Origin of the sequence: Brachybacterium subflavum (genome assembly GCF_009299795.1) — a bacterium.
Classification (GTDB): domain Bacteria; phylum Actinomycetota; class Actinomycetes; order Actinomycetales; family Dermabacteraceae; genus Brachybacterium; species Brachybacterium subflavum.
Window position 1 is genome coordinate 203,702 of record NZ_VIGP01000005.1, and the last position, 25,479, is coordinate 229,180.

Annotated in this window: 26 protein-coding genes; 13 read left to right on the forward strand and 13 right to left on the reverse strand. The window is 72.7% G+C overall.

From position 1 onward, the window contains the following. Window positions 1-83: 83 nt before the first annotated feature. Window positions 84-962: an alpha/beta fold hydrolase gene (locus FHG10_RS13220; protein ID WP_152353808.1), complete on the reverse strand. Its 879-nt coding sequence runs from the start codon at window positions 960-962 to the stop codon at window positions 84-86. A 159-nt stretch (window positions 963-1,121) separates the two neighbouring features. Between FHG10_RS13220 and FHG10_RS13225 the strand changes: the two genes are divergently transcribed. Continuing rightward, complete coding sequence (locus FHG10_RS13225) at window positions 1,122-1,715, forward strand: DinB family protein (protein ID WP_152353809.1); 594 nt, start codon at window positions 1,122-1,124, stop codon at window positions 1,713-1,715. Between the two features lie 9 nt (window positions 1,716-1,724). Here the strand turns inward: FHG10_RS13225 and FHG10_RS13230 are convergent, their stop codons facing one another. Then, window positions 1,725-2,033, reverse strand: coding sequence for a 2TM domain-containing protein (locus FHG10_RS13230; RefSeq protein WP_152353810.1), 309 nt, complete (start codon window positions 2,031-2,033; stop codon window positions 1,725-1,727). A 228-nt stretch (window positions 2,034-2,261) separates the two neighbouring features. Between FHG10_RS13230 and FHG10_RS13235 the strand changes: the two genes are divergently transcribed. Together FHG10_RS13235 and FHG10_RS13240 are read left to right on the forward strand one after the other, a co-directional pair. Further along, window positions 2,262-3,083 carry an SDR family oxidoreductase gene (locus tag FHG10_RS13235; protein WP_193636331.1) on the forward strand — a complete coding sequence of 274 codons (822 nt, stop codon included), beginning with the start codon at window positions 2,262-2,264 and terminating at the stop codon, window positions 3,081-3,083. Between the two features lie 139 nt (window positions 3,084-3,222). Continuing rightward, window positions 3,223-4,761 (forward strand): APC family permease, encoded by a 1,539-nt coding sequence (locus FHG10_RS13240; protein ID WP_152353812.1) that lies wholly within the window; start codon window positions 3,223-3,225, stop codon window positions 4,759-4,761. On the opposite strand, the gene FHG10_RS13245 is transcribed toward FHG10_RS13240, so the two are convergent. Together FHG10_RS13245 and FHG10_RS13250 are read right to left on the reverse strand one after the other, a co-directional pair. Next, complete coding sequence (locus FHG10_RS13245) at window positions 4,751-5,668, reverse strand: CPBP family intramembrane glutamic endopeptidase (RefSeq protein ID WP_152353813.1); 918 nt, start codon at window positions 5,666-5,668, stop codon at window positions 4,751-4,753. The two genes, FHG10_RS13240 and FHG10_RS13245, sit on opposite strands and share 11 nt — an antisense overlap. A gap of 87 nt (window positions 5,669-5,755) precedes the next feature. Next, complete coding sequence (locus tag FHG10_RS13250) at window positions 5,756-5,968, reverse strand: hypothetical protein (RefSeq protein ID WP_152353814.1); 213 nt, start codon at window positions 5,966-5,968, stop codon at window positions 5,756-5,758. Between the two features lie 106 nt (window positions 5,969-6,074). Between FHG10_RS13250 and FHG10_RS13255 the strand changes: the two genes are divergently transcribed. Then, window positions 6,075-6,863 carry a fructosamine kinase family protein gene (locus FHG10_RS13255; protein WP_152353815.1) on the forward strand — a complete coding sequence of 263 codons (789 nt, stop codon included), beginning with the start codon at window positions 6,075-6,077 and terminating at the stop codon, window positions 6,861-6,863. Between the two features lie 34 nt (window positions 6,864-6,897). Here the strand turns inward: FHG10_RS13255 and FHG10_RS13260 are convergent, their stop codons facing one another. Continuing rightward, entirely contained in the window at window positions 6,898-7,731 is an 834-nt protein-coding gene (locus tag FHG10_RS13260; protein ID WP_152353816.1) for a methyltransferase domain-containing protein, read from the reverse strand. After that, window positions 7,728-8,675 (reverse strand): EamA family transporter, encoded by a 948-nt coding sequence (locus FHG10_RS13265; protein ID WP_152353817.1) that lies wholly within the window; start codon window positions 8,673-8,675, stop codon window positions 7,728-7,730. Before FHG10_RS13265 ends, FHG10_RS13260 begins: the two co-directional genes overlap by 4 nt. Before the next feature lie 71 nt (window positions 8,676-8,746). On the opposite strand from FHG10_RS13265, the gene FHG10_RS13270 reads away from it, so the two are divergent. From FHG10_RS13270 to FHG10_RS13280, 3 genes are all read left to right on the forward strand, one after another. Beyond that, window positions 8,747-9,688 carry a LysR family transcriptional regulator gene (locus tag FHG10_RS13270; RefSeq protein WP_152353818.1) on the forward strand — a complete coding sequence of 314 codons (942 nt, stop codon included), beginning with the start codon at window positions 8,747-8,749 and terminating at the stop codon, window positions 9,686-9,688. Continuing rightward, a complete protein-coding gene (locus tag FHG10_RS13275; protein WP_152353819.1) occupies window positions 9,685-10,692 on the forward strand; it encodes a cation diffusion facilitator family transporter in 1,008 nt (335 codons plus the stop codon). Before FHG10_RS13270 ends, FHG10_RS13275 begins: the two co-directional genes overlap by 4 nt. Before the next feature lie 96 nt (window positions 10,693-10,788). Further along, complete coding sequence (locus FHG10_RS13280) at window positions 10,789-11,208, forward strand: YccF domain-containing protein (protein ID WP_152353820.1); 420 nt, start codon at window positions 10,789-10,791, stop codon at window positions 11,206-11,208. Between the two features lie 12 nt (window positions 11,209-11,220). On the opposite strand, the gene FHG10_RS13285 is transcribed toward FHG10_RS13280, so the two are convergent. Together FHG10_RS13285 and FHG10_RS13290 are read right to left on the reverse strand one after the other, a co-directional pair. After that, window positions 11,221-11,970, reverse strand: coding sequence for a VOC family protein (locus FHG10_RS13285; RefSeq protein ID WP_152353821.1), 750 nt, complete (start codon window positions 11,968-11,970; stop codon window positions 11,221-11,223). A gap of 9 nt (window positions 11,971-11,979) precedes the next feature. Then, on the reverse strand, window positions 11,980-12,378 hold the full coding sequence (locus tag FHG10_RS13290) for a serine/threonine protein phosphatase (protein WP_152353822.1): 399 nt from the start codon (window positions 12,376-12,378) through the stop codon (window positions 11,980-11,982). A 134-nt stretch (window positions 12,379-12,512) separates the two neighbouring features. On the opposite strand from FHG10_RS13290, the gene FHG10_RS13295 reads away from it, so the two are divergent. The 4 genes from FHG10_RS13295 (at window position 12,513) to FHG10_RS13310 (ending at window position 16,136) form a co-directional block, all read left to right on the forward strand. Then, a complete protein-coding gene (locus FHG10_RS13295; RefSeq protein ID WP_152353823.1) occupies window positions 12,513-13,397 on the forward strand; it encodes an oxidoreductase in 885 nt (294 codons plus the stop codon). A 72-nt stretch (window positions 13,398-13,469) separates the two neighbouring features. Beyond that, window positions 13,470-14,324 (forward strand): alpha/beta fold hydrolase, encoded by an 855-nt coding sequence (locus FHG10_RS13300; RefSeq protein ID WP_152353824.1) that lies wholly within the window; start codon window positions 13,470-13,472, stop codon window positions 14,322-14,324. Then, entirely contained in the window at window positions 14,321-15,661 is a 1,341-nt protein-coding gene (locus FHG10_RS13305; protein WP_227488249.1) for an MFS transporter, read from the forward strand. Before FHG10_RS13300 ends, FHG10_RS13305 begins: the two co-directional genes overlap by 4 nt. A 10-nt stretch (window positions 15,662-15,671) precedes the next feature. Beyond that, entirely contained in the window at window positions 15,672-16,136 is a 465-nt protein-coding gene (locus FHG10_RS13310) for a VOC family protein (RefSeq protein WP_152353825.1), read from the forward strand. Window positions 16,137-16,160: 24 nt separating this feature from the next. Here the strand turns inward: FHG10_RS13310 and FHG10_RS13315 are convergent, their stop codons facing one another. The 3 genes from FHG10_RS13315 to FHG10_RS13325 all read right to left on the reverse strand — a co-directional run bounded on the left by FHG10_RS13315 (window position 16,161) and on the right by FHG10_RS13325 (window position 19,531). Beyond that, window positions 16,161-16,859, reverse strand: a complete 699-nt coding sequence (locus FHG10_RS13315) for an aspartate/glutamate racemase family protein (protein WP_319803212.1) — start codon at window positions 16,857-16,859, stop codon at window positions 16,161-16,163. 148 nt (window positions 16,860-17,007) lie between these two features. After that, window positions 17,008-17,385, reverse strand: coding sequence for a hypothetical protein (locus FHG10_RS13320; RefSeq protein ID WP_152353826.1), 378 nt, complete (start codon window positions 17,383-17,385; stop codon window positions 17,008-17,010). 271 nt (window positions 17,386-17,656) lie between these two features. Further along, a complete protein-coding gene (locus tag FHG10_RS13325) occupies window positions 17,657-19,531 on the reverse strand; it encodes an HNH endonuclease signature motif containing protein (RefSeq protein WP_152353827.1) in 1,875 nt (624 codons plus the stop codon). A gap of 397 nt (window positions 19,532-19,928) precedes the next feature. Here FHG10_RS13325 and FHG10_RS13330 point away from each other — a divergent pair, with 397 nt between their 5' ends. Both FHG10_RS13330 and FHG10_RS13335 read left to right on the forward strand, forming a co-directional pair. Continuing rightward, window positions 19,929-21,263: an FAD-binding oxidoreductase gene (locus FHG10_RS13330; RefSeq protein ID WP_227488250.1), complete on the forward strand. Its 1,335-nt coding sequence runs from the start codon at window positions 19,929-19,931 to the stop codon at window positions 21,261-21,263. Between the two features lie 115 nt (window positions 21,264-21,378). Next, window positions 21,379-22,203, forward strand: a complete 825-nt coding sequence (locus FHG10_RS13335) for an alpha/beta fold hydrolase (protein ID WP_193636311.1) — start codon at window positions 21,379-21,381, stop codon at window positions 22,201-22,203. Here FHG10_RS13335 and mraY read toward each other — a convergent pair. Then, window positions 22,173-23,273, reverse strand: a complete 1,101-nt coding sequence (gene mraY / locus FHG10_RS13340; RefSeq protein WP_152353829.1) for a phospho-N-acetylmuramoyl-pentapeptide-transferase — start codon at window positions 23,271-23,273, stop codon at window positions 22,173-22,175. The genes FHG10_RS13335 and mraY overlap by 31 nt on opposite strands. Then, window positions 23,270-25,429, reverse strand: coding sequence for a HelD family protein (locus FHG10_RS13345; RefSeq protein WP_227488251.1), 2,160 nt, complete (start codon window positions 25,427-25,429; stop codon window positions 23,270-23,272). The genes mraY and FHG10_RS13345 overlap by 4 nt, the downstream gene beginning before the upstream one ends. Between the last annotated feature and the right edge of the window lie 50 nt (window positions 25,430-25,479).

Here is a 25,479-nt window from a genome sequence, read left to right on the forward strand (position 1 = left end):
CTCGGGCGGCAGGGGTGTCGGGGACCCATCGAGTCTAGCCGCGCCTCCCGAGCACTCCCTGTCCGCCGCCGCCCTCGCCCCGCTCACCCTGCCGAGCGCAGGACCTCCTCGAGCACCTCGCGGGTGCGCTCGGGCCGCTCGATCCAGGGGAAGTGGCCGGCGCCCTCGATGATGCGCTTGCGTCCGCGGCGCGCATGGGCGGCGAGCGCGGCGACGCTGGCGACCGGACGCGGATCGGCCAGCCCGTGGACGAACCACACGGGTGCCTCGATCCGCTCGAGGTCGGAGACGAGGGCGTCGTCGCCCACCGCCGGGTCGGCGGCCAGCAGCTGGTTCGCGCTGTGCTCGATGGTCAGGTCGACGGCGGCGAGGCGCTCGGCGCGCACGAGCCCGTCGGCGGTGTCGGCGAAGTCCGTGGCCCACTGCAGGGTGCGCCAGCGGACCTCCTGCTCCCAGGTGCGGCCCGACTGTCCGAGGGCGTCGAGCCGGGCGATCCCCTCGGTGATCCCGGCGGCCCGGCGCCGGCGGGTGCGCTCGGCGCGGAAGCCGGTGCGCCAGTCCCCGATGCCCGTGCCGCTGAGGACGCCGAGCGCCGCGACGCGCTCGGGGTGCGCGCCCGCATAGGCGAGGGCGAGGGACGCGCCGAAGGAGTGGCCGACGACGATCCAGCGCTCATGGCCGCCGTGCCGCTCGTCGAGCGCGGCGCGCAGCTCCTCGAGGTCGGCGACGGAGCGCTTCACGGCCAGCTGCCCGTCGGGCACCGGCCGGGGCGTGCTGCGCCCGCATCCGCGCTGGTCGAAGCGGTGCACGAGCGTCTGGTCGGAGATCAGGGCGGCGAGGTCGCCGAGGTCGTCCCAGAGGCCCGGCCCACCGTGGACGAGCACGACGGGCGGATGCGCCCCGGCCTCGCCATCGGTCCAGGTGGCGAGCTCGGTGCCGTCGGCGAGGGGGATCATGCGCATGGGGCCGACGGTATCGGGGCAGCCCGGCGCACCGGGCGAGGCCGAGGATCAGCGGACAGGAGACGTCCGCATCGGCGAGCAGAGTGTGGGCATGGCCGCGGAGCGACCCGGCTCCGGACCCGCCACTCCCCCACTCCCCGACCCACCCAGGAGCACACCATGTACGCACCCGCCCAGGACACCGAGGTCGACGGCCTCGTCGGATACATCGACTCCCAGCTCGATGCGCTGCGCGCGAGCCTCCACGGCCTCACCGAGGAGCAGGCGCACGCGACGCCCTGCCGCAGCGCGCTCTCGGTGGGCGCACTGGTCAAGCACGCGATCTATGTGATGCGCGGGGCGAGCGGGCGGCTCACCGCGGGGCCCCGCCTGGATCCCCTCACCCAGGAGGGGTACGAGAAGTTCGCGGACAGCACGGTGCTCGGCGAGGACGAGTCGGCCGCGGCGCTGCTGCCCGTCTTCGACGCCGTGCGCGAGAACTACCTCGCCGCGCTGCGCGCGACCGATCCGGAGGCGCCCTCGCAGGAAGCGCCCGCCCCCTGGTTCGGGATCACCGAGCCCACGCCGATCCTGCAGCGCTACTACCTGGTCCATCAGGTCGAGGAGCTGGCCCGTCACGCGGGCCACGCGGAGATCATCCGCGAGCAGATCGACGGGGTCACGATCCCCACGATCCTGATGAGCCTCGCCGGGCAGGACGCCAACGCGTTCTTCAGCCCCTATGCGGCGCCTGCCGGGACGATCACCGGCTGAGCCTGCGCGTCAGCGCCCCTCGCCGCCGAGGCGGTGCATCTCGGCCTGGATCCGGTCCTCGCTCACCCCGCGCCCGAAGACGCCGAGCACCTGCCAGAGCAGGCCGATGCCCCAGAAGGCGATCGGGAAGAAGGGCCAGAAGAAGCCGCCGCCGTTGCGCGCCCAGAACACCACGAGCATGCCGTTGACCACGACGTACACGGCGAGGCTCATGATCAGGCTGCGGCGGGCGTGGAGGCGGTCGATCGCGCGGCGGCGCAGGTCCGCCTCGCCGGCGCCTTCGGCGGGGGCGTCGAAGCTGTCCTGGTAGCGGTGCATCGTGATCCTCCTCGGTCGGCGCCGTCGTCGGCGCGTTCGCTGTCGATGTCCTCGACGCTAGGCGCGGGCGGGCCGCGCTCCCCCTGACAGCTGTCACGTCCGCGCCGGGACATCGCTCCGGGTATCCGCCCGTCGGCCCCGTCGGCCCCGTCGACCCCGTCGACCCCGAAAAGCCATTGCCCGGGGCGAGCACCGATCCGTAGCGTCCGCCCCATGACCTTCACGCCCATGACCTCGGAGTCCGCCGCCCCCGCCGCACGCGTCCACCAGAACTCCGAGGACCTCCCCCTGCCCCGAGCCGCGCTGGTGACGGGCGTCGGACGCCGCCGCGGGATCGGCGCCGCGATCGCCCGCGCGCTCGCCGAGGACGGCTTCGACCTCGCCCTGAGCTTCTCCGACGACTACGACCGGCGCGTGAACGCCGAGCCCTCCGATGTCGAGGTCCTCGCCGAGGAGCTGCGCGGGCTCGGGCGGCGCGTCGTGCTCGTCGCCGGGGACCTCGCCGATCCCACCGAGCCGCCGCGGATCCTCGCCGCGGCCGCCGCCGGGCTCGGCCGCCTCGGCGTGCTCGTCATGTGCCACTGCGAGTCGGTGGACTCGGCGATCCTGGACACCACCGTGGAGAGCTTCGACCGCCACTATGCGGTGAACGTGCGCGCGAGCTGGCTGCTGCTGAAGGCCTTCGCCGAGCAGGTGGAGGTCGGCGCGGACACCCCCGGCGGCGCGGTCGTCGCCCTGACCAGCGACCACACCGCGCATAACCTGCCCTACGGGGCGACCAAGGGGGCGCTGGACCGGCTCGTCCTCGCCGGCACGCACGAGCTCGCCGATCGCGGCATCCGCACCAACGTCGTGAACCCCGGTCCGATCGACACCGGCTGGATGGACGACGCCGTGCGGGAGGCCGGCGCCGCCCAGACCCCGGGCGGGGCGCTCGGCGACCCGAGCACCGTCGCGGACCTCGTGCGCTTCCTGGTCTCGCCGCGCGGCGGATGGATCCGCGGGCAGCTGCTGCTGTCCAACGGAGGGTTCGCGACACCCGCCGTGTGAGGCTCCCCGGCCCCGCCCCGGTCGCGGGGGCGCAGGACGGGCAGCGGAGACTATGCTCGCCCCGGCGCCGAGAAGGTGTCCCGTCACCCGGACACTCATCGCGCCCCTCCTCCGCCCCCGCCAGAGAAGAGCACCCGGCATGACCCAGATCGGCCCCGACGGCAGCACGCGCTTCGCCGAGGAGCAGAACCAGGTGCTGCATCGGACGCTCGGGCGCTTCGACATCGTGTTCATCGTGGTCTCGGCCGTCGTCGGCCTCGAGATGCTCGGCTCGGTGTCCTCTCAGGGACCGGAGACCTTCACCTGGCTGGTCTTCCTGATCATCGTCTTCCTCGTCCCCTACGCGCTGATCTTCGCCGAGACCGGCTCCGCGTTCGTGGGCGAGGGCGGCGTGTACCTGTGGGTGCGGCAGGCCTTCGGGCGACCCGCCGCGGCCGTGGCCTCGGCGTTCACCTGGATCACGCAGCCCGTGTGGGTGGGCGGGTCGATGGCCTTCCTGTGCGCGGAGGCCGCCCGCGAGCACCTCGTGCACTTCACCGAGGGCTCCGCCGCCGACTACGCCTTCAAGACCGCCTTCATCTGGATCACCGTGCTCGCGGCGATCCTCTCCCTCAAGCGCGCGAAGTGGATCCCGACCATGGGCGCGGTCTGCAAGATCGTCTTCCTCGCCCTGTTCATCCTCACCGCGGCCGTCTATGCGGCCGAGCACGGCATCCAGCACCTCGCGATCGGCGACTTCTCCCCCACCGTCACCGGGTTCATCACCCTCACGCCGCTGCTGCTGTTCGCGTTCCTGGGCTTCGAGTCCGGGTCCAGCGCCTCGGGCGAGATGAAGAACGCGGAGAAGGACGTCGCCTTCTCCGTGCTGCGCTCCTCGGCGATGGCGGGCGTGCTCTACCTGATCCCGGTCTTCACGATCCTGCTGGTCATCCCCCACTCCGACATCGACGGCGTCTCCGGCCTGCTGCGCGCGGTCGCGACCGTGTTCTCCGTCTACGGGCCCGCGGCCCCCGTCGTGCTCACCGCGGCCGTCGCCCTGTTCCTGCTCGCGAACATCGGCCAGGGCGCGGCGTGGATGATCATGTCCGACCGCATGCAGGCGATCGCCGCGGCCGACGGCTCCTTCTTCGGCGGCTTCTTCGGGACGTTCCACCGGAGCCTGGGCACGCCGATCCGCGTGAACCTGCTCTCCGGCACCGTCGCGACGGTGTTCATGATCGCCGCGATGCAGCTGACCGGCTCGAGCGCGGCGCTGTTCGACGTGGTGCTCTCGGTCGCGATCACCACCTACCTGTTCAGCTACCTGCTGGTGATCCCGGCGGCCGTGCGCCTGCGCCTGCGCTTCCCGGACCAGCCGCGCCCCTTCCGCGTGCCCGGCCCGAACGGCGTGTTCGTGGCGCTGGGCGTCGTGACCACGGCCTTCGTCGCGCTCGGCTCCTGGGTCTCCGTGTTCCCGGGGACCCTGGAGACCCTGCTGGGCGTCCCCTACGACTTCTCGAGCGCCATGGGCGTGCCCTACGCGGCCTTCGAGGCGCTCACGCTCGGCACGATCGTCTTCATCATCGCGATCGCCCTCATCGGCTTCGTCGCCGGCCGCGGCCTGCGCCGCGAGACCGTCGCGGCGGAGTCGGTCGGGTCCCGTTCTGAAGGGGCGGAGCGCTCCGAGATCACCCGCTGATCCCGTCCCTCTCCCGTCGGCCGACGGGCCCGAGCATCCTCCCGCGCCGCACCGCGAGGACCAGCATCACCAGCCCCGCGGCGAGCCCGACGAGCACGGTGACGAGCGAGCCCTCGATGCCCATCGAGCCGCCCGTCAGCCACGTCGGCCCGTGGATGTCGGCGATGAGCAGGCCGTTCTGCCGCCCGGTGCCGGAGACGTCGGAGGAGAACACGCCCGCCTGCACCGTGTTCCAGGCGATGTGGATGCCGATCGCGAGCCACAGCCGGCGCGTGAGCAGATAGGCGGCGCCCAGCAGGATCCCCGCCTCGATCACGAGGCCCAGTGCGCTGACCGGGCTCGCGCCCGCATTGGTGAGATGGATGAGCCCGAAGACGATCGAGGTGAGCGCGAGCGCACCCCAGCTGCCCATCCAGGCGTCGATGAGCCGCAGCAGGATGCCGCGGAAGAAGATCTCCTCGAGGAAGCCGGCGCCGATGCCGATCGCGAGCGGCAGGAGAAGCTGCGGGGAGGGCGAGAGCCCGGTAACCCGGTAGCCGCCGAGCAGCGCGATGAGGGCGACGCTCAGCGCGATCAGCGCGGTGCCGACGACGAGGCCGATGGCGAGCTCCGCGAGCTTCCCGCGTCCGTGCAGGGCCAGGCCCGGGCTGGCGCCGACGGGACCGACGATCAGCAGGAAGCCGCCGACGCCGATCGCCGAGCCGGCGACCGCGCCGAGCAGGAGCGCCCAGGGTGCGGGCCCGGAGGCGATGTCGTGGCCCGCGAGGGCGGTGACGATCAGCGCGAGCGCCATCATCGCGGCCTCCGCGACGAGGAACAGGAGGACGCCGAGGACCAGCTGGAGCCAGCGCCGGCGGTCGCTGCGGTCGACCATGCGCGGGGCCGGCGGCGGGGTGGAGGAGCTCATGGCGCCGATCATGGACCCGCGGAGCGCCCGCGTCCCGGTCTCAGCCGGAATCGTCGGGGCTGCGGGCCGGGCGGAGTCGGGTCGGCCCTACTCCTCGTCGTCCCGGGCGGGGGCGTCGAGGGTGATGGTGCCGCTGTCCAGGAAATCGGCGTCGTCGCGCGGATCGACCTGGCTCGAGCTCTCGGCCTCGGCGACCTCCTCGATGCCCTCGTCGGCCCGGGACCAGGGGAAGGCGGCGGTGGGCGGCAGGGACGAGATCGCCCCGCGCCGCAGAGGGCTGCGCGAGTCCTCCTCGGTCATGGGCATGTCCTCTCCGACGTCGGCGGGGGGCGGGCTGCTGCCCCGCTCTCCACCGTACGGCGTCAGCCCTTCGACGTCCGCGCGCCGCCGTGCCTACGGTGGCGGCATGGCTGATTTCGTGAAGCAGCGTCCCGGTGCCCCGCAGGGCTTCTTCGCCGCCGAGGCGGCGGGCCTCGCCTGGCTCGCCGCGGCGCGCGCGGTGCCCGTCGTCGAGGTGCTCGAGGAGGGCGAGGACCATCTGCGCCTCGAGCGCCTCGAATCCGTGCGGCCCTCTCCCGAGGACGCCCGCACCTTCGGCGAGCGCCTGGCCCATCTGCACGACGCGGGCGCCGAGGGGTTCGGCGCCGCCCCCTCGGACACCTCGTGGTTCGGGCCGCTCGAGTCGCCGTTCGAGCTGCCGACCACCGCCCGCGGGGACTTCGCGACCTTCTGGGTGCAGGACCGTCTGGAGCCGCTCGCGCGGCGCGCATCCCGGCAGCTCGGGGCCGACGGCACGGCGGAGGTCTCCCGCGCGATCGAGGCGATCGGCGCGGGCGCCTTCGACGGGGTCTCGGGCACCGGGAGGGAGGCGCCCTCGCGCGTGCACGGCGACCTGTGGTCGGGGAACCTGATGTGGACCTCGTCGGGCGGGACGCTCATCGACCCCTCCGCGCACGGGGGCCACCGGCTCGAGGACCTCGCGCTGCTCACGCTGTTCGGCGCGCCCCACCTCGACGCGATCCTCGCGGGCTACGAGGCCGCGCATCCGATGCCCAGGGGTTGGCGCGAGGACCTGCCCGCGCACCTGTTCTTCGCTCTGCTCGCGCACGTGGTGCTGTTCGGCGGCGGATACGCGGCCGAGAGCGTGCGCACGGCCGCGCAGATCACCGAGCGCGCCCGGGATCTCGCGGGCTGAGCGCGCGGCGGGACGTCCCCCTCACCTCCGCCCCTCACACCCGCGCGAGGATCTCCCCGTGCAGAAGCACGAACCAGCCGGCGGGGTCCTCGGCCCAGCGCTTCCAGTCGGCGCCGATGGCGGCGAGCTCGTCCTGCGTCGCGCGGCCCTCGTCCAGCAGCTGGCGGGCGACGGCGCCCGCGGTGATCCGCTGCGAGGAGGACCCGGCCCAGAAGGCACGATCGGCGGGCGTCGCGTAGCACCAGGTGCCCGCACCGGGCTCCACGTCGGAGAGGCCGGCCTCGAGGGACCAGCCCAGCAGACGGCGGCCGGCGTCGGGCGTGCCGCCGTTGGAGACCATGGCCTCGATGAACAGCTCGCGCCAGCGGTCGAGCCCCGGCAGCTCCGGATACCAGCGGAACGCCCCGTAGTCGGCCTCGCGGGCGGAGACGATCCCGCCGGGCGCGGTCACGCGGCGCATCTCGGAGAGCACCTGCACCGGATCGGCGACGTGGTGGAGCACCTGGTGGGTGTGGGCGACGTCGAAGGCCGCGTCCTCGAGGGGCAGGCGGTGGGCGTCGGCCGCGCGGACGTCCACGCCCTCGAGGCCCTGCCGGGCGAGCTCGTCGGCCGTGATGCGGGCGGACTCCTCGGAGACCTCGATCGCGGTGACGTTCTCGGGGCCGACGATCCGCGCGAGGTCCGCGGTGATGGTGCCCGCGCCGCTGCCGACGTCGAGCAGCCGCATGCCCTCGCGCAGGTGCGGGAGCAGGTGGGCCGCCGAGTTCTCCGCGGTGCGGTTGCGGTGGGAGGAGAGCACCGCGTCCTCATAGCCGTGGGTGTAGTGGTGCTCGTGCTCGGGATGCTCGTGGCCGGGGTGCTCGCTCATGGGCGGGACGCTACGCCCGCCTCCTCCGGCTCGGGCTCTGGTCTCGGCATCCGAGGATCCTGGTCCGGCGCGGCCCGCCGCCGCGGCGCCCACGAGGCCAGCAGCACGCCGCCGACCACGAGCACGCCGCCGGCCAGCTCGAGCGGGGCGACGCCCTGGGAGAGCACGATCCAGGCCGCGCTCATCCCCACCACGGGCACGAGCATCGAGAACGGGGCGACGGAGCCGGCGGGGTGGCGGGACATCAGCCAGCTCCAGATCCCCGAGGCGAGCAGCGTCGCGATGACGACCGTGTACAGCAGGCCCAGGATCGCGAGCAGGCCGCGACCGGTCAGGAGCCCGTCGCCCGAGGCGGCGATGCGCTGCGGCCCCTCGATGACGAGGGAGAGCAGGAGGGTCGGGATCGGCGGGATCACGGACATCCAGAGCACGAGGCGCAGGGGCTGCGTGGAGCGGGCCTCGCGCGTGCAGATGTTGCCGATCGCCCAGCCGAGGCCGGCGAGCAGGGTGAGCACGAACGGCCAGATCGAGGCGTTCTCCGCGCGGTGCCAGCCGACGACGGCCAGCCCCAGCACGGCCACGCCGATCCCGATCCCGGCGCGCCGCCCCAGCGACTCGCGGGTGAACAGCACCCCGAGCAGCACCGTGAACGGGGCCGACGCCTGCAGCACGAGGGAGGCGAGTCCCGCGGGCATGCCCAGGGTCATCGCGATGTAGAGCAGGGAGTACTGGGCGACGCCGAAGCCGAGCCCGTATCCCAGCAGCCAGCGCAGCGGCACCTGCGGCGGGCGCACCAGCAGCACCGTGGGGATCGCGATGAGGGCGAAGCGCAGGGCGACCAGGAACAGCGGCGGGAACTGGGCGAGGGAGGCGTCGATCGCGAGGAAGTTGATCCCCCAGATCGCGGCGACGGCGATCGCGAGGAGGCGGTGGCGGCGCGGCATGGGTCCACGGTGCATCCACACTCGCTTCAACACAATCGCAGAGTTCTGCACCATCGTTGTAGCGTGGCTGCATGGACGTGCGTCACCTGGAGCTCCTGCGCGAGTTCGCCGCGCGCGGCAGCGTCACCGCCGTCGCCGCGGCGACCCACCGCACGCCGTCGGCCGTCTCCCAGCAGCTGCGCGCGGCGCAGCGCGACCTCGGCGTGCAGCTCGTGCGCCCGCAGGGCCGGGGGCTGCGCCTCACCGAGGCCGGGGAGCTGCTCGCGCGCGGCGGCGACGAGGTCGCCGAGGCGATCGCGGGCGTCGCCTCCCGCCTGGACGACCTGCTGGGAGCGCCGAGCGGCACGGTCGACGTGCTCGCCCTCGCGAGCGCCGCGGTCTACCTGTACCCGACCCTCCGCGCGCGGCTCGAGGGCTCGGGGATCGAGCTGGTCCTGCACGACGACGACATCGCCGAGACCCGCTTCGCCGCGCTCACCGCGGACCACGACATCGTCATCGGCCACTCCCTGACCGGTCCCGCGCCCGCCGGCAGCGAGCGCTGCCGCGTCGTGCCTCTCGGCTCCGAGCCCCTGGACGTGGCGGTGGCCGCCGACCACCCGCTGGCGTCGAAGACCCTGCTCACCGCCGCCGACCTCGCCGACTGGGCATGGATTGGCGTGCCCGAGGGCTTCCCCTTCGACCGGGTCCTGCAGACGATCTCGATGGCGGCGGGCACTCCCCTGCGCGTGGTCCAGCGCCTGCGCGACAACCACCTCATCGAGGCGCTCGTGGCGAGGAGCGACCTGCTCGCGATCCTGCCGCGGTTCACCACGCGCACCGATCGCGGGATCGTCCTGCGCAGCGTGAAGGACGTCCCGACGCTGCGGCACGTCAGCGCCCTCATGCGGCCCGACGCGGCCCAGCGCTCCGCCGTGCGGCGCGTGCTCGAGGTGCTGCACGAGGCCGCCGCGGGCGCACAATGGGATGCCAGCGACCGCAGCACCGCCGACCACGAGAGGGACGAGGCATGAGCACAGCCCCGCAGGAGGCCCGCCCGTCGGACCCGGGGGGCGGCAGCGGCTTCACCGTCGTCCTCGCCTTCGGGGCGAATCTGCTGGTGGCGATCGCGAAGTCGATCGTCGCGGCCCTCACGGGATCCGCCTCGATGCTCGCCGAGGCCGCGCACTCCTGGGCCGACACCGGCAACGAGGTCTTCCTGCTGATCGGCGAGCGGCGCGCCCGCAAGCCGGCCGATGCCGGCCACCCCATGGGCTACGGGCGCTCGGGCTACGTGTGGGCGATGTTCGCCGCGATCGGCCTGTTCGCCGTCGGCGCCGGGGTGTCGATCTGGCACGGCATCCAGTCGCTCGGCGCGAGCGGCGACGAGGGCGCCGACTACACCTGGGGCTACGTGGTGCTCGGCATCTCCTTCCTGCTCGAGGGCACCTCGTTCCTGCAGGCCCTGCGGCAGACGCGCGCGGGCGCGAAGCGGCGCCGCATCAGCCCGCTGCGCTACGTGCGCACGACCTCGGACCCGATGCTGCGCGCAGTGTTCGCGGAGGACTCCGCGGCGCTCGTGGGCCTCGTGATCGCGGGCCTCGGGCTCTTCCTGCACCAGGTCACGGGGAACGCGGTGTGGGACGCGATCGGCTCGATCCTCGTCGGCGTGCTGCTGGGCGTGATCGCCGTGATCCTCATCGGCCGCAACGCCTCCCTGCTCACCGGCGAGGGCGGGACCCCGCTGGTGCGCAACCGCCTGCTGACGATCCTCGAGGACAACCCCGACATCGAGACCGTGACCTTCCTGCACACCGAGTGGATCGGCGCGAACAAGCTGTTCGTCGTCGCGTCCGTGGACGTGGTGGGCGACGTCAAGGAGTCCGAGCTGCGCGAGAAGGTGCAGGCCGTCGAGGACCTGCTCGAGCGCGAGGACGACGTGGAGCGGGCCCTGCTGACGCTCGCGCGGCCCGGGGACACGACCCGGCTCGAGCCCGACACGCTCCCCGACTGGTACGGACCGGCCGACGGGGACTGACGCGGACCGAGGATGCGGGGCGCGGGACCCGGAGCACAGCGGACCCGGGGGAAACCCCCATCGACGCTCCGGGGCGGCCGTGCCTACGATCGGGGCATGCGTGGAATCCTCACCCTCATCCTGAACATCATCTGGCTGCTCACCGCCGGCTGGTCGCTGTTCCTCGGCTACGTGCTGGCGGGGATCCTGGCCTGCATCTTCATCGTCACGATCCCGTTCGGCCTCGCATCCTTCCGGATCGCGGGCTTCGTGATCTGGCCCTTCGGCCGCGAGGTGGTCGACACCCACCGCGGCGGCGCCATGAGCGCGGTGGGCAACGTGATCTGGTTCCTGATCGCCGGTCTGTGGCTGGCGATCGCGCACGTGCTCACCGCCGTCGCGCAGGCGGTGACGATCATCGGCATCCCGCTGGCCTGGGCGAACATCAAGCTGATCCCGGTCACGTGCTTCCCCTTCGGCAAGGAGGTCATCTCCTCGTCCGACGCCCGCGCGCAGATGTTCCCGACGGCCCGCTGACGGGCCCGGCGCTCAGGCGGCCGACGGAGCCGGCAGCACGCAGAACTCGTTGCCCGAGGGGTCGGTGAACACCCGCCAGGGCAGATCGCCCCACTCCGGGTGCAGCTCCGCGCCGCCGCGGGCGGCAATGCCCGCGGCGACCTCGTCGGCGTCCTCCCCGGGCGCGAGGCGCACGTCGAGGTGCATCCGGTTCTTGCCGTCGACCGCGGCCTTGGGCGCGGGCTCCGCGCACATCTCGAGCAGCGGCCCGCGGCGCGAGGGGTGGCGCAGGGAGGCGTCGGCGACGCCCTCGACCGGCGACCATCCCGTGAGCCACGACCAGAAGTCCCGGTCGCGCGCGGGATCTGCCGAGTCCAGCGGCAGCGCGGCGATCGGCCCCGTACCGCGGTAGGCCTCGCGCTCCTGCATCACGCAGAAGGGGTTGCCCTCGACGTCGGCGAGCACCACCCACGGCACATCGCCCTGCCCGATGTCCAGGCGGCGTGCGCCGAGGGCGAGGGCGCGCTCGACGACGTCGGCCTGCGCAGGCCCGCCCAGCAGGTCGAGATGCAGCCGCAGGGGCTCGCGCGGCGGCACGGGGACGGGCTGGAGGCAGATGTCGAGGAAGGCGCCCGGGGCGGGCTCGACCGCAGGGCCGAGGTGCACCCGCATCTCGAACCCCTCCGGCCCGTCGCTGAGCGGCTCGGTGCCCAGCAGCTGCTGCCAGAAGCGCCCCAGCCGGTGGGGGTCGACGGCGTCGATGACGATGTTCTCGAGATGCATGGCTCTCCCTCAGCGCTCGTCGTCCGCGCGCCGCAGCCGGTCGGTGGGCAGCGGGACCTCGATGCCGCCCACGAGGTCGATGGCCTTCGCGACGTGCGCGGACATGCTCTCAACCGTGCGACCGACGACGACGCGGTCGCGGTCGATCTCGCGGATGCGCACGCGCGTCCAGCCCGTGTCCTCCCGCAGCAGCCAGTCCTCGGCGAGGAGCCGCAGGCCGATCCCGTCGAGCACGGCCTCCGCCTCGTCGAGCTCCATCGGCTCGCCGCGGCGCTGCCACAGCAGGTCGTAGGGGACGAAGCCGCCGTCGGCGGTCATCTCCATGAACCCCACGTGCTCGCCGTCCTCGGAACGCAGGTGGTCGAAGACGTCGGCCGCATCGGGCCGCGAGGGCGCTCCTGTGCTCATGGCGGGCGAATCTACGCGTCGGCGCCGCGGATGGCGAGGCGTTTGCGCGGGGCCCGGACGTCGACTGCCACGGCGCATTCCGCCCACAGCGCACCGGATGGCGCTCCCAGCATCCGAGGCGCAGGATGGCCCCCATGAGCACTGGACACATCGGAGACCTCACCGTCCGCCGCGTCGGATACGGCGCCATGCAGCTCGCGGGCCCCGGGGTCTTCGGGCCGCCCGCCGATCCCGAGAACAACAGGAAGGTGCTGCGCCGCGCCGTCGAGCTCGGCGTGGACCACATCGACACCGCCCAGTTCTACGGGCCCGACGTCGTCAACGACCTCATCCGCGCGGCCCTCCACCCCTACCCCGAGACCCTGCGTCTGGTCACGAAGGTCGGCGCGCAGCGCGGCGAGGGCGGCGAGTGGCTGCCCGCGGGCCGCCCCGAGCAGCTCGTCGAGCAGGTCGAGCAGAACCTGCGCACCCTGGACACCGAGCAGCTGGCGATGGTGAACCTGCGCCGCTACGAGCTCGACGCCCCCGGTGGCGAGGAGCCCGACCTCGAGGAGCAGCTGGCGGCGCTCGTGGAGCTCCGCGAGCAGGGCAAGGTCGCCGAGATCGGGATCTCGAGCGTCACCGCGGCGACCGTGCGGCGCGCGGTCGAGGCGGCCGGCGTGGTCTCGGTGCAGAACCCCTATTCGATCCTGGACCGCTCCGGGCAGGAGGCGCTCGACGTCGCCCGCGAGCACGGCCTCGCCTTCGTCCCCTACTTCCCGCTGGGCTCGGCCTTCACGGGCGGTCCGGCGAAGATCGCGGCCGACGTGCACATCGCGGCCGTCGCCCAGAAGCACGGCGTCGCGCCCACGCAGGTCGCGCTCGCGTGGCTGCTCGCCCAGTACGAGAACGTGCTGCTGATCCCCGGCACCGCCTCCCCCGCCCACCTCGAGGACAACCTCGCGGTCGACGACATCCGGCTCGACCCCGAGGACCTCTCGCAGCTCGCGAAGGTCGAGGAGTCGCCCGTCGGCCACTGATCGAGGCCCCGCGGGTTCCCCGCGCGCGGGACGGCTTTGCCGCTCCCGCGCGCCGGGGACTACCGTCGGCCCGTGCCGAAGATCCCCTCCCCCGCCGATGGCGCCACCATCGCCTATGACGTCGTCGGCACCGGCCCCGCCGTCGTCCTCCTGCACGGCTCGGTGCTCTCGCGCGCGATCTGGCGCGCCTACGGCTATGTCGACGCCCTGAAGGCCGAGCACACGGTGATCCGCCTCGACCTGCGGGGGCACGGCCGCTCCGACGCCCCGCACGAGGCGTCGGCGTATACGCAGGACGCGTTCGTCGCCGACCTGATGGCCGTCCTCGACGCCGAGGGCATCGAGAGGACGGCCCTGATCGGCTATTCGCTCGGCGCCCGCATCGCCGCCACCGCGGCCATGCGCCGGCCCGAGCGCATCACCCACCTGGTCTCGCTCGGCGGCTCCGCCTCGGCGCAGCACGGCTCTGTGGACACCGTGTTCTTCCCGGGCACCGTCGAGACCCTGCGCGAGGAGGGCATGGAGGGCTTCTGCGAGGCGCAGGGCCTGGGGCCCGGGGTCAGCGGCCGACGGGACCGCGGCACCCGCACCGCCTTCCTCGCCGCCGATCCGCTCGCGATGGCCGCCCTGTTCACGGCGACCGAGACGACCCCCGGCATCCCCGACGCCGAGCTCGCCGCGTGCCCCGTGCCCGCGCTGTGGATGGCCGGCGACCGCGACCATCCCCGCTTCGAGGAGTCCCAGCACGCCGCCTCCGTCATGCCCGCGGCGCGCTTCGTCCCGCTGCCCGGCCGCACCCACGCGAGCACCCTCGCCCCGGCCGAGCCGATCCTCGAGCAGGTCCTGCCCCTGCTCGCGACCCCATCCTCCTCGATCCCCACCCCCTCCGTCCCCTCCCCCGCATCGACGCGTCAGGAATCCCGATGACCACCTCCATTCCCGCCTCCTCGCCCGCGCCCGGCACCGCCACGCCCTCCGCCCTGCCGGCACCGCACCCGCGGCGCTGGCTGATCCTCGTCCTCGCCTGGGCGGCGTTCACCATGACCTCGCTCGACCGCTCCGTGTGGGGACCGGCGGCCCCGAGCGTCGGCCAGGCCCTCGGGGTGGCCCTCGCGTCGCTCGGCGTGTTCGCCACCTGCTACTACATCGGCTACGTGGTCTCGAACTTCCTGGGCGGGCTCGCCTCGGACTGGGTGGGCCCGCGCGTGGTGCTCACCGCGTCGATGGTGCTCGCGGGCGCCGGGATGGTGCTCTTCGGCAGCGTCGAGTCGTTCGCGCTCGGGCTCGTCGCGCAGGCCCTCGTCGGCTTCTTCGCCGGCGCCGACTACTCGGCGGGCGCGAAGTCGATCTCCTCGTGGTTCACGGGGCGCGAGCGCACCTTCGCCGTCGGCCTCTTCACGACCGCGACCTCGCTGGGCACGGTGGTCGCGAACCTCGTGGTGCCCACGATGATCGCCGAGCACGGCTGGCGGCTGTCCTACCACCTGTTCGGCGTCATCTCGATCGTGCTCGGCCTGGTCATCGCGGTGCTGCACCGGTCGCGTCCGCCGCAGGCCGCCGGCGCGGAGTTCGCGACGCCGTCGGCCCCGCGCACCCCGCACCTGGGCAGGGTCCTGGGCAGCCGCGACCTGATCGTGCTGGGCATCGCCGGGTTCTGCTCGCTGTGGGGCACCTATGGGTTCATCACCTGGTCGAACACCCTGATGATCGAGGGCAAGGGCATCGACCCGGTGCACGCGGGCGGGATCGTCGCCCTGTTCGCGATCACGGCCGTGGTGATGAAGCCCGTGATCGGCCTGGTCGCCGGGCGGGTGCCCTTCCACCGCAAGTACCTGGCCGCGGGCATCCTGGTGCTCTTCGCGGTGATGCTGCTGGTCTTCGGCGCCCTGGGGACGCTGCCGGCGTTCTACATCGCGGCGCCCGTGCTGGGCTTCGCCGCCTACTGCTACTCGCCGATCCAGAACGCCCTGATCCTCGACTACGCGGGCGCCGCCGATTCCGGTTCGGCCGCGGGCACGCTCAACGCGGTCTGGCAGCTGGGCAGCGTGGTGGTGCCGACGGTCGTGGGCGCGGTGTTCGCCTCGACCGGCTCGGTGTACTCGGCGTTCGTGACCCTCGCGATCGGCCCGCTGCTCGCCGCGGTGCTGATGCTGCCGCTGAGCGGGCGGTTCCGCTCGACGGCCCCGGAGGACGAGGCGCCGGCACCTGCGACCGCGGGCACGGGCACGGGCACGCGCGAGGGGACGAGCGGGGGCGCGCAGTAGTCTCGCTCCCATGGAGCAGCGCATCTCCCTCATCACGCTCGGCGTCGCGGACCTCGCGCGGGCCCGGTCCTTCTACGAGGCGCTCGGCTGGCGCGGGCAGGAGATCGAGGAGACGGTCTTCTTCCAGGCCGGTGGGCTCGTCCTGAGCCTCTGGAGCCGCGAGAAGCTCGCCGCGGACTCGGGTGTCCTGGACCGTCCGGCCGACGGAACGTTCGACGGCATCACCCTGGCGCACAACGTGCGCGCTCCCGGCGAGGTCGACGAACTCGTGGCACGGGCCGAGCAGGCCGGCGGCACCGTCACCCGCGCCCCCGCGGACACGTTCTACGGCGGATACGCGGGCTGCGTCGCCGACCCCGACGGCCATCAGTGGGAGATTGCGTTCAACCCCGGCTTCCCGCTCGCGGAGGACGGGTCGCTGCACCTGCCCGACCTCGGCGGGGCTGGCGGGGCCGACGGGGCCGACGCTTCCTGAAACTCGCCGATCCGAGCGGGCCCGTCAGTCCGCGAGGGCGGCGTCCACCGCGGCCTGCGCGTGCAGACGCGTGGTCGGGAACACCGGGACCGGGGCGTCGTCGGCGCCGATGAGCAGCTCGATCTCGGTGCAGCCGAGGATGATCCCCTGTGCGCCGCGGTCGACGAGCCGCTGGATGACCTGCTGGTATTCGCGGCGGGAGGTCTCGCTGACCACGCCGACGACGAGCTCCTCGTAGATGACGCGGTGCACGAGCGCGCGGTCCTCGGCGTCGGGGACGATGACGTCGATGCCGTGTTCGCGCATCCGCTCCACGTAGAAGCCCTGCTCCATGGTGAAGGCGGTGGCCAGCAGGCCCACGCGCGAGAGCGAGGCGCGGGAGACGGCGCCGGCCGTGATGTCGACGAGGTGCAGCAGGGGGATGTCGACGGCGGCCTCAATGGCGTCCGCGACCAGGTGCATCGTGTTCGTGCACAGCACCAGGAGGTCGGCGCCGGCTGCTTCGAGGGCACGGGCGCGCTCGGCGAGCAGGCGCCCGGCCGCGTCCCAGTCCCCGGCCTCCTGCATGGCCTCGATCTGTGCGAAGTCGACGGAGTCCAGCACGATCCGTGCCGAGTGCGTCCCCCCGAGGTGTTCGCGCACCGCCTGGTTGGCCAGCCGGTAGTACTCGGCCGTCGACTCCCAGCTCATCCCGCCCAGCATGCCGATCGTCCGCATCCTCATGCTCCTCCGCCTCGTGGTCGCGCGTGCCGCCGAGGTCCGATCCTCGCACGCCGCGGGATCGCGGAGGGGCGAGAGAGCGCAAGGGGCCGAGCCCGCAGGCGTGCCGAGGGAGCAGCGGTGGAAGTCGCCGGCGAGTCCGGCGGAGAGCTCAGTCGCGGAAGCCGACGTGGAGTCCCGCGACGATCAGGCCGACGACGATGCCCACGATGATGCCGAGGAGCTGGTTGCCGACGTGGAAGGCGATGTTCCCGGCGATGATGCCCCAACCGACGGACAGCAGCAGGGAGACGATGAGCCCCACGACCGGGAGCAGCAGCAGGATCCCGCCGCCGACGAAGACGCCGATGCCGATGGCGATCGCGGTGGGCGTCGACAGTCCATGCGCCATCGAGGCGTACATCCCGGCGATCACGGCGATGAAGGCCATCTCGGCGAAGACGAAGCAGTTGCCATCGCGCCTGCCGACGGCGCCGTCATATGCAGCGGCGCCCCACCGTCGTGCCTGCGCTCGATCCTCGCGGCCCATCCATGCATCCTCTCGGTCCGTCGATGAGTCGTTGCAGGACCGCGCGCGAACATCGATGCCTCGGGGGCGCGGACCCGCCGTGGTCTGCGGATCAGTGTTCCATGCGGGCAGGGCGATGCATGGGGACCGTCCAGCAGCTGCTCACCGTTTCGGGCATGCCTGCAGAGGGGCACGGTGATGTGCCCCTCTGCAGGTGAGGGTGGTGCTGGTGGGTGCGCTGACCTCGGTGCTCAGGTGATCCACCGCCCCGTGGCCTGGTCGGGCCGGTGGGTCAGAAGGGTGGTGGTCCGGGGTCGAACTTCGGAAGTGGATCCTGCTGCTTGCGCGGTCTTCGTACGGAGGCGCTGATGGGGAGGTCCCCGTCGTAGTGGAACGTCGGGGGTGGTTGGTACCGATGTCGCACGGACTTCTCGACGGGGACTTCTTCGAGATCGTGGGCGCCGGCCTCGTCCATGTCCACGCGGGGCCACGGGTCCGGAACACCAGCCTTGATCGGCCAGGGCGAGTCCAGACGCGAGGGATCAGGTGTCTGCGGTGAATCGATCCCTGGAGCGCCTTCTGCATCGCGGCGCTGTTCGAAGTCGTCCTGCCGGCGCTGCATCACGTCCGAGAGGGCGCCGAGTTGGGCGACGGCTTGTGGTGTCAGCAGGTCGGTGTCGTCCTCACGGAACACGCGGAGCCGCTCGTGCATCTCCCACACCGTGCCCGCGATCCCTGCCGGCGACTCGTCCGCCTCCACGCGGATGGGGTCGAGCTTGCCGGCGGTCTTCATCGCGTGGTGGAACCAGCACAGGAAATGCAGGTTCTCCACCGCGGTCCGACCGCCGGCATCGGGGTGTTCGTGGTCGTACTCCACGATGTGATCGGCTTCGGAGGCCACGGAGGCTGCGCGTTCGCAGCCGGGGACGCCGCAGGACTGGCCGCGCAGGCGGAGGTGTTCGAGCATCGCCCCGGTCGGCCGGTACTTCTCCGCCGGCCGCGGCAGGAACTCCCCCGTCGACGGGTCGGTGAGGACCCGGAACCACTCGTCACTCGTCCCGGCGATCTCTCTCGCCATCTGCGCGGGAATCGGGGTCCCGTCCTCGAGCACGCCCGGGGCGTCGTCGCCGCTGACGAGGGTGAGGAAGGGGACCAGGACGTTCAAACGGAACCGGGCTTCGGGGACGGTGATCCCGCCGGTGTCGAGCTGCGCCGCGTGAGCAAGGTGGTAGCGGATCAGGTTCAGGGACAGGGGCATGCCCTCGTTCTCGACCTGCCGGTCCGGATCCAGAGGGATTTCTGTGCCCTCGATGAGAGCGTGGCGCTGGGCGTTCTGGATCGCCCGCGCGGCCTGGTCGAACTTCCCGGCCAATGCCTTGATCTCCGGGACCGGGCCGATGATCCGCAGGGACGCGACCCCGTCGAGGGTTCCGGGGTCCAGGACCATGCGGCGACGGGCGGCGGCGACTTCTTCGGGTTCTTTCGGATGCCGCTGCCGAATCTTCGCCACCAAGAGCTCGAGACATTTCGTGAACACCCGCGGCATGATCGCCAAACACCACGACGCGACCGTGACATCCACCAGCACCATCTCCGCAGGAGTGAAATCCGCGGTCCGCCGCAACAGGGTGCGGAACCATTCCGCAGGGAATTCCCCCGCTTCCAGGGCTTGGGTGCAGCGCGGCAGGAGGTCCACGGCCCGGTGGGCGTCGGTGATTGCCTTGGCAGCCTGCCCGCGGGTGCAGCGCATCGCGACCGCGACCATCAGGTCCTGCTGCTCGACCTCGAACGGGTCGGCGTCCGTGTCCTCACGTCCCACCCAGAACGGCGCCAGAGCCGCGAATCGCCGGGAGAGCTCGTGCGACTCATCGACCCCTTCGTCCCAGAGCGCGCGGACCCGCGCGGTCAGCTCCACATCCGGGCGCGGATCCACCCTGCGCGCCACCACATCGCGGCACACCGGCTTCTTCGATTCCTTCACGATGAACACGGGACGGACGCCGTCTGGAGGTGCGGCGACGAAGCGGGGCGTGTGGACGTGCATGTCCTCGCGTTGACGCTCGGTCATCATCTCCAAGTCGTCCAGGATCGCGAACGTCGACTCGACCGCCGACTGCCCGGGGATGTCCAGACGACCCTGCGGCTCCGGTTGTTCGACTGCACTCACACCGCCCACCTCCTCCCTGGCATTGCACGACCCCGCGCGATAGTGCGCGACTCGAAGGCTCTGAATCGATAGACGAGAACACAGATTCCGGCGACTTCGCCCATGAACCCATTGCCGCTCACCCTTGATCGATATGTCCGATTATATCCCGCATTCCCGCGGAACACCAGACCGCAATCGCGGATGTGGATAAGCCGGAGAAAGACTCCCTCTCCTCCGCTCCCGCACGCTCCTCAGTGGATAACCCCGTGGAGAACACCCCCTTGTGGAGGAATCACTGCGCATGTCCAGAAATCGATGCACACGCCCACATCCTCGACGCACCCACCCCTTGACCCTGTGCCGACCACACGGTCTCTGATGAACCTGTCAGCCCCACCCGAGAGAAGGGACCCGCATGAGCCAGCACGACCTCGTCACCGACCTCCGCGCCCGACACTCGGAGATCGCCCTCGCCCGGCCCGGCGAGGACATGTACGCCCGCTCGCTCGACCTGTGGAACGGCGGGGTCACGACGAGACCCGCCGTGATCGCCCGGCCGACGAGCACCGACCAGGTGTCCTCGCTCGTCCGGATCGCCCGGGAGCACGGCACTCCCCTCGCCGTGCGGGGCGGGGGCCACGACTGGCTGGGCCGCTCCCTGGCGGCCGACGGACTCACGATCGACCTCACCGACCTGCGCGACGTGAGGATCGAAGGCGCGGAGGCCGTCGTCGGCGGCGGCGCCCTGGCCGGTGACCTCGTCGCCGAAACGAGCCCCCGCGGGCTGCTCGCCGCGACCGGCACCGCCGGATCGGTGGGACTGGCCGGCCTCTCCCTCGCCGGCGGCTACGGCCCTCTGCTGGGGACGGCGGGGCTGGCCTGCGACAACATCTTGGGGGCGGAGGTCGTCCTGGCCGACGGCACGGTCACCTCGACACAGGAGGATCCGGAGCTGCTGTGGGCGCTGCGGGGCGGCGGCGGGAACTTCGGCGTGGTGACGTCGATGCGGATCGCCCTGCACCGGGACCGCGGCATCGTCGGCGGGACCGCGCTCTTCCCGGGGTCGCAGGCGGCGACGGTGCTCGACGGCTGCGCCGAGCTCATCGCACGCGGGATCCGCGGTCTGACCCTCCTCGCCGAGCTCACGCACGTTCCCGACGTCGGCCCCAGCGTGCTCGTGGTCGCGGTGTGGTCCGGCGAGCCCGACGGGGCGGGCCCCGCGCTCGACGCGGTGCGAGGACTCGGCACTCCCCTCGTCGAGGACATGGAGCCGACGACTCAGCAGGACCTGCTCGCGGGCTTCGACCAGCAGGTGCCGCACGGGATGCACTGGTGCATGCGCGCGCGGACGGTCCGCGCCCTGACCCCCGAGGTCATCCAGGCGCTGCTCGCCGCGGTCGAGGGCCGGCCGAGTCCCGGCGCCGGGATCGGGATGCGGCAGTTCCACGGCGCGGCGACCGACGTGCCGGCGGATGCCACCGCCTTCGGCCGGCGCGAGGAGCACGTGGCCCTGGAGATCTCGGCCGGATGGACCGACGGGGAGGACCCGGAGCCGTACGTCGAGTGGGCGGAGGCGGTGCGGCGCACCCTCGAGCCGCTCGCCCTCCCCGGCGGCTATCCGAACTTCCTCGCTCCGCAGTTCACGGATCAGGTCGCGGCCTCGTACGGCGGCCACGCCGATCGCCTGCGCAGAGCGAAGGCCCGCTTCGACCCCGACGACGTCTTCACCGCCACGCCCCTGCCCTCCTGACGCGGCATCATCCCGCCCCGCGACCGCTGACAGCGCGCCCTGGATGCCCGATCATGGGCGTGGGTGGGAGCGTCGATCGCCCGAGAGCCGAGAACGTGCGAGAGCGGGGAAGCCTGTGCACCTGAGCGAGACGGTCGGACACGACAGCGAGTCGGTCGCACGCGACAGCACCCGCAGCATCGTCCTCATCCACGCCGTGCGGTCCTCGCGGACGATGTGGAAGGGCCAGACCCGTCGTCTGCGCCGGCGCGGGTACACGGTGATCGCGCCGGACCTCCCGGGGCACGGCCGGCGCCGGGGCGAGCCGTTCACCCTCGAGGGCGCGCTGGCGACGATCGACGAGGCCGTGGACGCATGCGGCGAGCCGCCGCTGCTGGTCGGGCTGTCGCTCGGCGGCTTCCTCACGCTGCACTGGGCCGGCGCGCATTCCGGGCGGCTGGCCGGCGTGGTCGCCGCCGACTGCACGATCGTCCCGGGGCCGGCGCTCGCCCGGATCTATGGGCTGTGGATCAGCATGAAGGACTGGATCCCCGGGGATTCCGACGCAAGGGTCGCCCGCGCTTTCGCGCGTCGGCACAGCGAGAAGGCGGCGCGGCGCTACTACGGGGGCGGGCGCGCCCACGGGGTGGTCCGGGGCGTGGTGCGCACCATCGGTTCGCTCGACCTGCTGGCCGACGTCGCCGCGATCGACGGGCCCCTGACCTTCGTCAACGGAGCGCAGGATCCCTTCCGACGGCACGAAGCCCTGTTCCTGGAGGCCGCGCGCGACGCGTGCCTCGTGATCCTCGAGGACGCCGGGCACCTCGCGAACCTCTCCCGGCCCAGGCGCTTCACGAAGGTGCTGCGCCGCGCCGCCGGCGAGAGGGCCGAGCGCCGCGCGCCCGTCGGCCCCTCGGCCGACAGCCCCGCTCAGCCCGCCCGCAGCACCCACTCGCCGTAGAAGATCGCGAGCCCCGCGCCCACGCAGATCGCGCTGATCAGCCAGAACCGGATCGAGACCGTGACCTGGCTCCATCCGCGCATCTCGAAGTGGTGGTGGATGGGGGTGATGAGGAACAGGCGCCTGCCCACGCCGTTGTTGCGCCGCTTGGTGAGCTTGAAGAAGCCGACCTGCAGGATCACGGTGACGGTCTCGAAGACGAACAGGCCGCCGAGCACGATCATCAGCAGCTCTGTGCGGGTCATGATCGCGAGGCCCGCGAGGGCCCCGCCGAGGGCGAGGGAGCCGGTGTCTCCCATGAACAGGATCGCCGGCGGCGTGTTCCACCACAGGAAGCCGATGCAGGCGCCGGCGAGGCACGCGGCGACAAGCGCCAGGTCCAGGGGGTCGCGCACCTCGTAGCAGCCCGGCTCGACCGCTGCCCGGCAGCTCTGCAGCGACTTCCAGATCCCGATGAACGCGTAGGCGGCGAAGGCCATCGCGGAGGCGCCGGCGGCCTGGCCGTCGAGGCCGTCGGTGAGGTTCACGCCGTTGCTGGCGCCGGTGATCATGAGGACCGCCCAGGCCACGAACAGGAGGGTCCCGACGATCACACCGAACGCGGCCAGGTCGATCGCCGTGTCGCGGACCAGGGAGATCCGGAAGCTCGCCGGGGTGATGCCGTCGCGGGCGAACCGGGTGGCGAGCAGGGCGAAGACGACGGCCACCGCCGTCTGGCCCAGCAGCTTCTGCCACGATCGCAGCCCGAGGGAGCGCTCCTGGCGGATCTTCGTCCAGTCGTCGAGGAAGCCGACGAACCCGACGCCGAGCATCAGGAAGAGCACGAGCATCCCGGAGACCGTCGGCGGCGACCACGTGACCAGGTGCGCGAGCAGGTAGCCGGCGAGCGTCGCCCCCATGATGGCGATCCCGCCCATCTGCGGGGTGCCGCGCTTGGACAGGTGGGTCGTCGGCCCGTCCATGCGCACGAACTGGGCCCACCCCCTGCGCTTGGCGAGGCTCGTGTAGAGCCGCGTGCCGACGGCACCGACGATCAGCGCGATCGCCGTGCCCAGGAGGATCAGGGTCATGACTGGGGATCATTCCATCCCGGCTCAAGGGTCACCAGTCGGTGGGTCGCGCGGGTGCGCGCCACATAGAGGTCCCGGGCGCCCGCATCCCCCGCCGCCTCGATCGCGGCGGGGTCCACGACGATCACGCTGTCGAACTCGAGTCCGCGCGCCTCGGGCGCGGCGATCACGCTCGCGACGCCGCCGGGTAGGGCCTCGATCGCTCCGTCGGCGTCCTCGGCGGCGGTGATGACGCCGACGAGGCCGTCGGGGTCGATCTCGCGGAGGTCGTCGACCGAGCGCCGCAGGTCCTCGAAGAGGCTCGCGCGCGATGCGGGCACCCGGGTCGGCTCCTCGCCGTGGCGCAGGGAGCGCGAGAGCCGCTGCTGCGGGGCGATCCGCGCCAGCAGCTCGCGCGTGGACTCGAGGATCTCCGCGGTGGTGCGGTAGTTGATGCTCAGGGTCCGATGCTCGAAGCGATCCTGGACGAAGGGGCCGAGCGCCTCGCCCCAGCTGCGGATCGTGCTGGTGGGCCCCGCCTGGGCGAGGTCGCCGACCACCGTCATCGAGCGCTCCGGGCAGCGTCGCACGAGCACGCGCCACTGCATCGGGGACAGCTGCTGGGCCTCGTCGACGACGATGTGGCCGACGACCTCCTCGGGCGGCCCGTCCACGAGGGCCCGCGCCTCGTCGAGCAGGGCGAGGTCGGCGAGGGTCCAGACCGTCGGCGCGCCGGGCCCCTCGGCTCCCGCCATCTGCGCGAGGTCCTCGGCCGACGCCTCCGGCAGCGCGCGGGCGAGCGCCGCGGGATCGGTGAGGACGCGGCGCACCACGTCGGCCGGATCCAGGCGCGGCCACACTCCTTCGACGGCGCGGTCGATGGCGGGATCCACGAGCAGGTCCTCGTGGATCTGCTCCCAGTCGATGTCGAGATCGGCGCCTGCCCCCTGCCCGCCGTCGCCGCCCATCCGGGCGATGTCGCCTGCGACCGCGCGGTCGAGGTTCAGTCCGTATGCGGCCTCGAGCTCGGCCTCGTACGCGGTGTCCTCGCTCGTGGTGCGCGCCTCGAGCTCGCTGACCAGGTCGTCCACGATCGCCTCGAGGAACAGGGCGCGGGCCTCGGTGTGCCCGGGCGCGCCCTGCAGGGCCGATCGCCGGGCCGCATCGACGTGCTCGGCGTCCAGCACGACCGTGTCGTGCGCGGTGGGCAGCTCGAGCGGGACCCCGCGGGGCTGGTGGTCGCGCACGTGCGCGGCGAGGGCGTCCGCGAGCTCGGCGCGGCCCTTGAGGCGGGCGATGCGGTCGGGCTCGGTGCGCGCGGGCTCCGCGCCGACGAGGTCCGGGAGCGTCGCCAGGTGCACGTCGTTCTCGCCGAGCGAGGGCAGCACGTCGGAGATGTAGGTGAGGAAGCGCCGGTTCGGGCCGAAGACCATGACGCCGCGCCCGGCGATCGCGGGCCAGGCATAGAGCACGAAGGCGGCGCGGTGGAGGGCGACGATCGTCTTGCCCGTGCCCGGCCCGCCGTCGACCACGGTCACGCCGCGATGGGAGGAGCGGACGATCTCGTCCTGCTCGGCCTGCAGGGTGGAGGCGGCCTCGCGCATCCGTCCCGTGCGGGGTCCGCCGAGCGCGGCGGTGAGCGGCCCGTCGCCGACCACGTCGCCGGGCAGCGGGGCGCTGCCGTCGAGGATCTCGTCGCTGACGCCGACGACGCGCCGGCCGTCCGTGCGCAGGTGGCGGCGCCGGCGCAGCCCCATCGGACTGAGCATCGTCGCGGCGTAGAAGGGGCGCGCGGCCTCGGCCCGCCAGTCCACCAGCAGCGTGTCACCGTTCGCGGTGCGCATGCCGATCCTGCCGATGTGCAGTCCGTCCGCGGGCGCGGAGTTCCCGTCGCCGCTGCCGTCGATGCGTCCGAAGCACAGCGAGCGCTCGGCCGCCCGCAGCTGCTGGATCCTCTCGCTCAGCCGGTGCACCTCGACGTCCCGTGCCAGGGAATCCGTCGGGCCGCCGACGGGGGCCGCGAGCGCCCGTCGCTGCGCCTCCGTCCTCTCCTGCACCTCCCGGTCGAGCTGCGCATGCATGCGGTCCACCGCGCGCTGCTCGACCGCCGTCTGCTCCTCCTCGCTCCCACCTGCATCGATGCCGCTCTGACCTGCCGAACTCGTGTGTCCGTCCACGCACCCCGCCTCTCGAAGACCCACCAACTATGAGGACGGAGGCGGCGAAG

Bases quoted from the DNA above. Each gene is read 5' to 3' on its own strand.
- FHG10_RS13220 (WP_152353808.1), bottom strand. From the start codon at position 962: ATGCGCATGATCCCCCTCGCCGACGGCACCGAGCTCGCCACCTGGACC.
- FHG10_RS13225 (WP_152353809.1), top strand. From the start codon at position 1,122: ATGTACGCACCCGCCCAGGACACCGAGGTCGACGGCCTCGTCGGATAC.
- FHG10_RS13230 (WP_152353810.1), bottom strand. From the start codon at position 2,033: ATGCACCGCTACCAGGACAGCTTCGACGCCCCCGCCGAAGGCGCCGGC.
- FHG10_RS13235 (WP_193636331.1), top strand. From the start codon at position 2,262: ATGACCTCGGAGTCCGCCGCCCCCGCCGCACGCGTCCACCAGAACTCC.
- FHG10_RS13240 (WP_152353812.1), top strand. From the start codon at position 3,223: ATGACCCAGATCGGCCCCGACGGCAGCACGCGCTTCGCCGAGGAGCAG.
- FHG10_RS13245 (WP_152353813.1), bottom strand. From the start codon at position 5,668: ATGAGCTCCTCCACCCCGCCGCCGGCCCCGCGCATGGTCGACCGCAGC.
- FHG10_RS13250 (WP_152353814.1), bottom strand. From the start codon at position 5,968: ATGACCGAGGAGGACTCGCGCAGCCCTCTGCGGCGCGGGGCGATCTCG.
- FHG10_RS13255 (WP_152353815.1), top strand. From the start codon at position 6,075: ATGGCTGATTTCGTGAAGCAGCGTCCCGGTGCCCCGCAGGGCTTCTTC.
- FHG10_RS13260 (WP_152353816.1), bottom strand. From the start codon at position 7,731: ATGAGCGAGCACCCCGGCCACGAGCATCCCGAGCACGAGCACCACTAC.
- FHG10_RS13265 (WP_152353817.1), bottom strand. From the start codon at position 8,675: ATGCCGCGCCGCCACCGCCTCCTCGCGATCGCCGTCGCCGCGATCTGG.
- FHG10_RS13270 (WP_152353818.1), top strand. From the start codon at position 8,747: ATGGACGTGCGTCACCTGGAGCTCCTGCGCGAGTTCGCCGCGCGCGGC.
- FHG10_RS13275 (WP_152353819.1), top strand. From the start codon at position 9,685: ATGAGCACAGCCCCGCAGGAGGCCCGCCCGTCGGACCCGGGGGGCGGC.
- FHG10_RS13280 (WP_152353820.1), top strand. From the start codon at position 10,789: ATGCGTGGAATCCTCACCCTCATCCTGAACATCATCTGGCTGCTCACC.
- FHG10_RS13285 (WP_152353821.1), bottom strand. From the start codon at position 11,970: ATGCATCTCGAGAACATCGTCATCGACGCCGTCGACCCCCACCGGCTG.
- FHG10_RS13290 (WP_152353822.1), bottom strand. From the start codon at position 12,378: ATGAGCACAGGAGCGCCCTCGCGGCCCGATGCGGCCGACGTCTTCGAC.
- FHG10_RS13295 (WP_152353823.1), top strand. From the start codon at position 12,513: ATGAGCACTGGACACATCGGAGACCTCACCGTCCGCCGCGTCGGATAC.
- FHG10_RS13305 (WP_227488249.1), top strand. From the start codon at position 14,321: ATGACCACCTCCATTCCCGCCTCCTCGCCCGCGCCCGGCACCGCCACG.
- FHG10_RS13310 (WP_152353825.1), top strand. From the start codon at position 15,672: ATGGAGCAGCGCATCTCCCTCATCACGCTCGGCGTCGCGGACCTCGCG.
- FHG10_RS13315 (WP_319803212.1), bottom strand. From the start codon at position 16,859: ATGAGGATGCGGACGATCGGCATGCTGGGCGGGATGAGCTGGGAGTCG.
- FHG10_RS13320 (WP_152353826.1), bottom strand. From the start codon at position 17,385: ATGGGCCGCGAGGATCGAGCGCAGGCACGACGGTGGGGCGCCGCTGCA.
- FHG10_RS13330 (WP_227488250.1), top strand. From the start codon at position 19,929: ATGAGCCAGCACGACCTCGTCACCGACCTCCGCGCCCGACACTCGGAG.
- mraY (WP_152353829.1), bottom strand. From the start codon at position 23,273: ATGACCCTGATCCTCCTGGGCACGGCGATCGCGCTGATCGTCGGTGCC.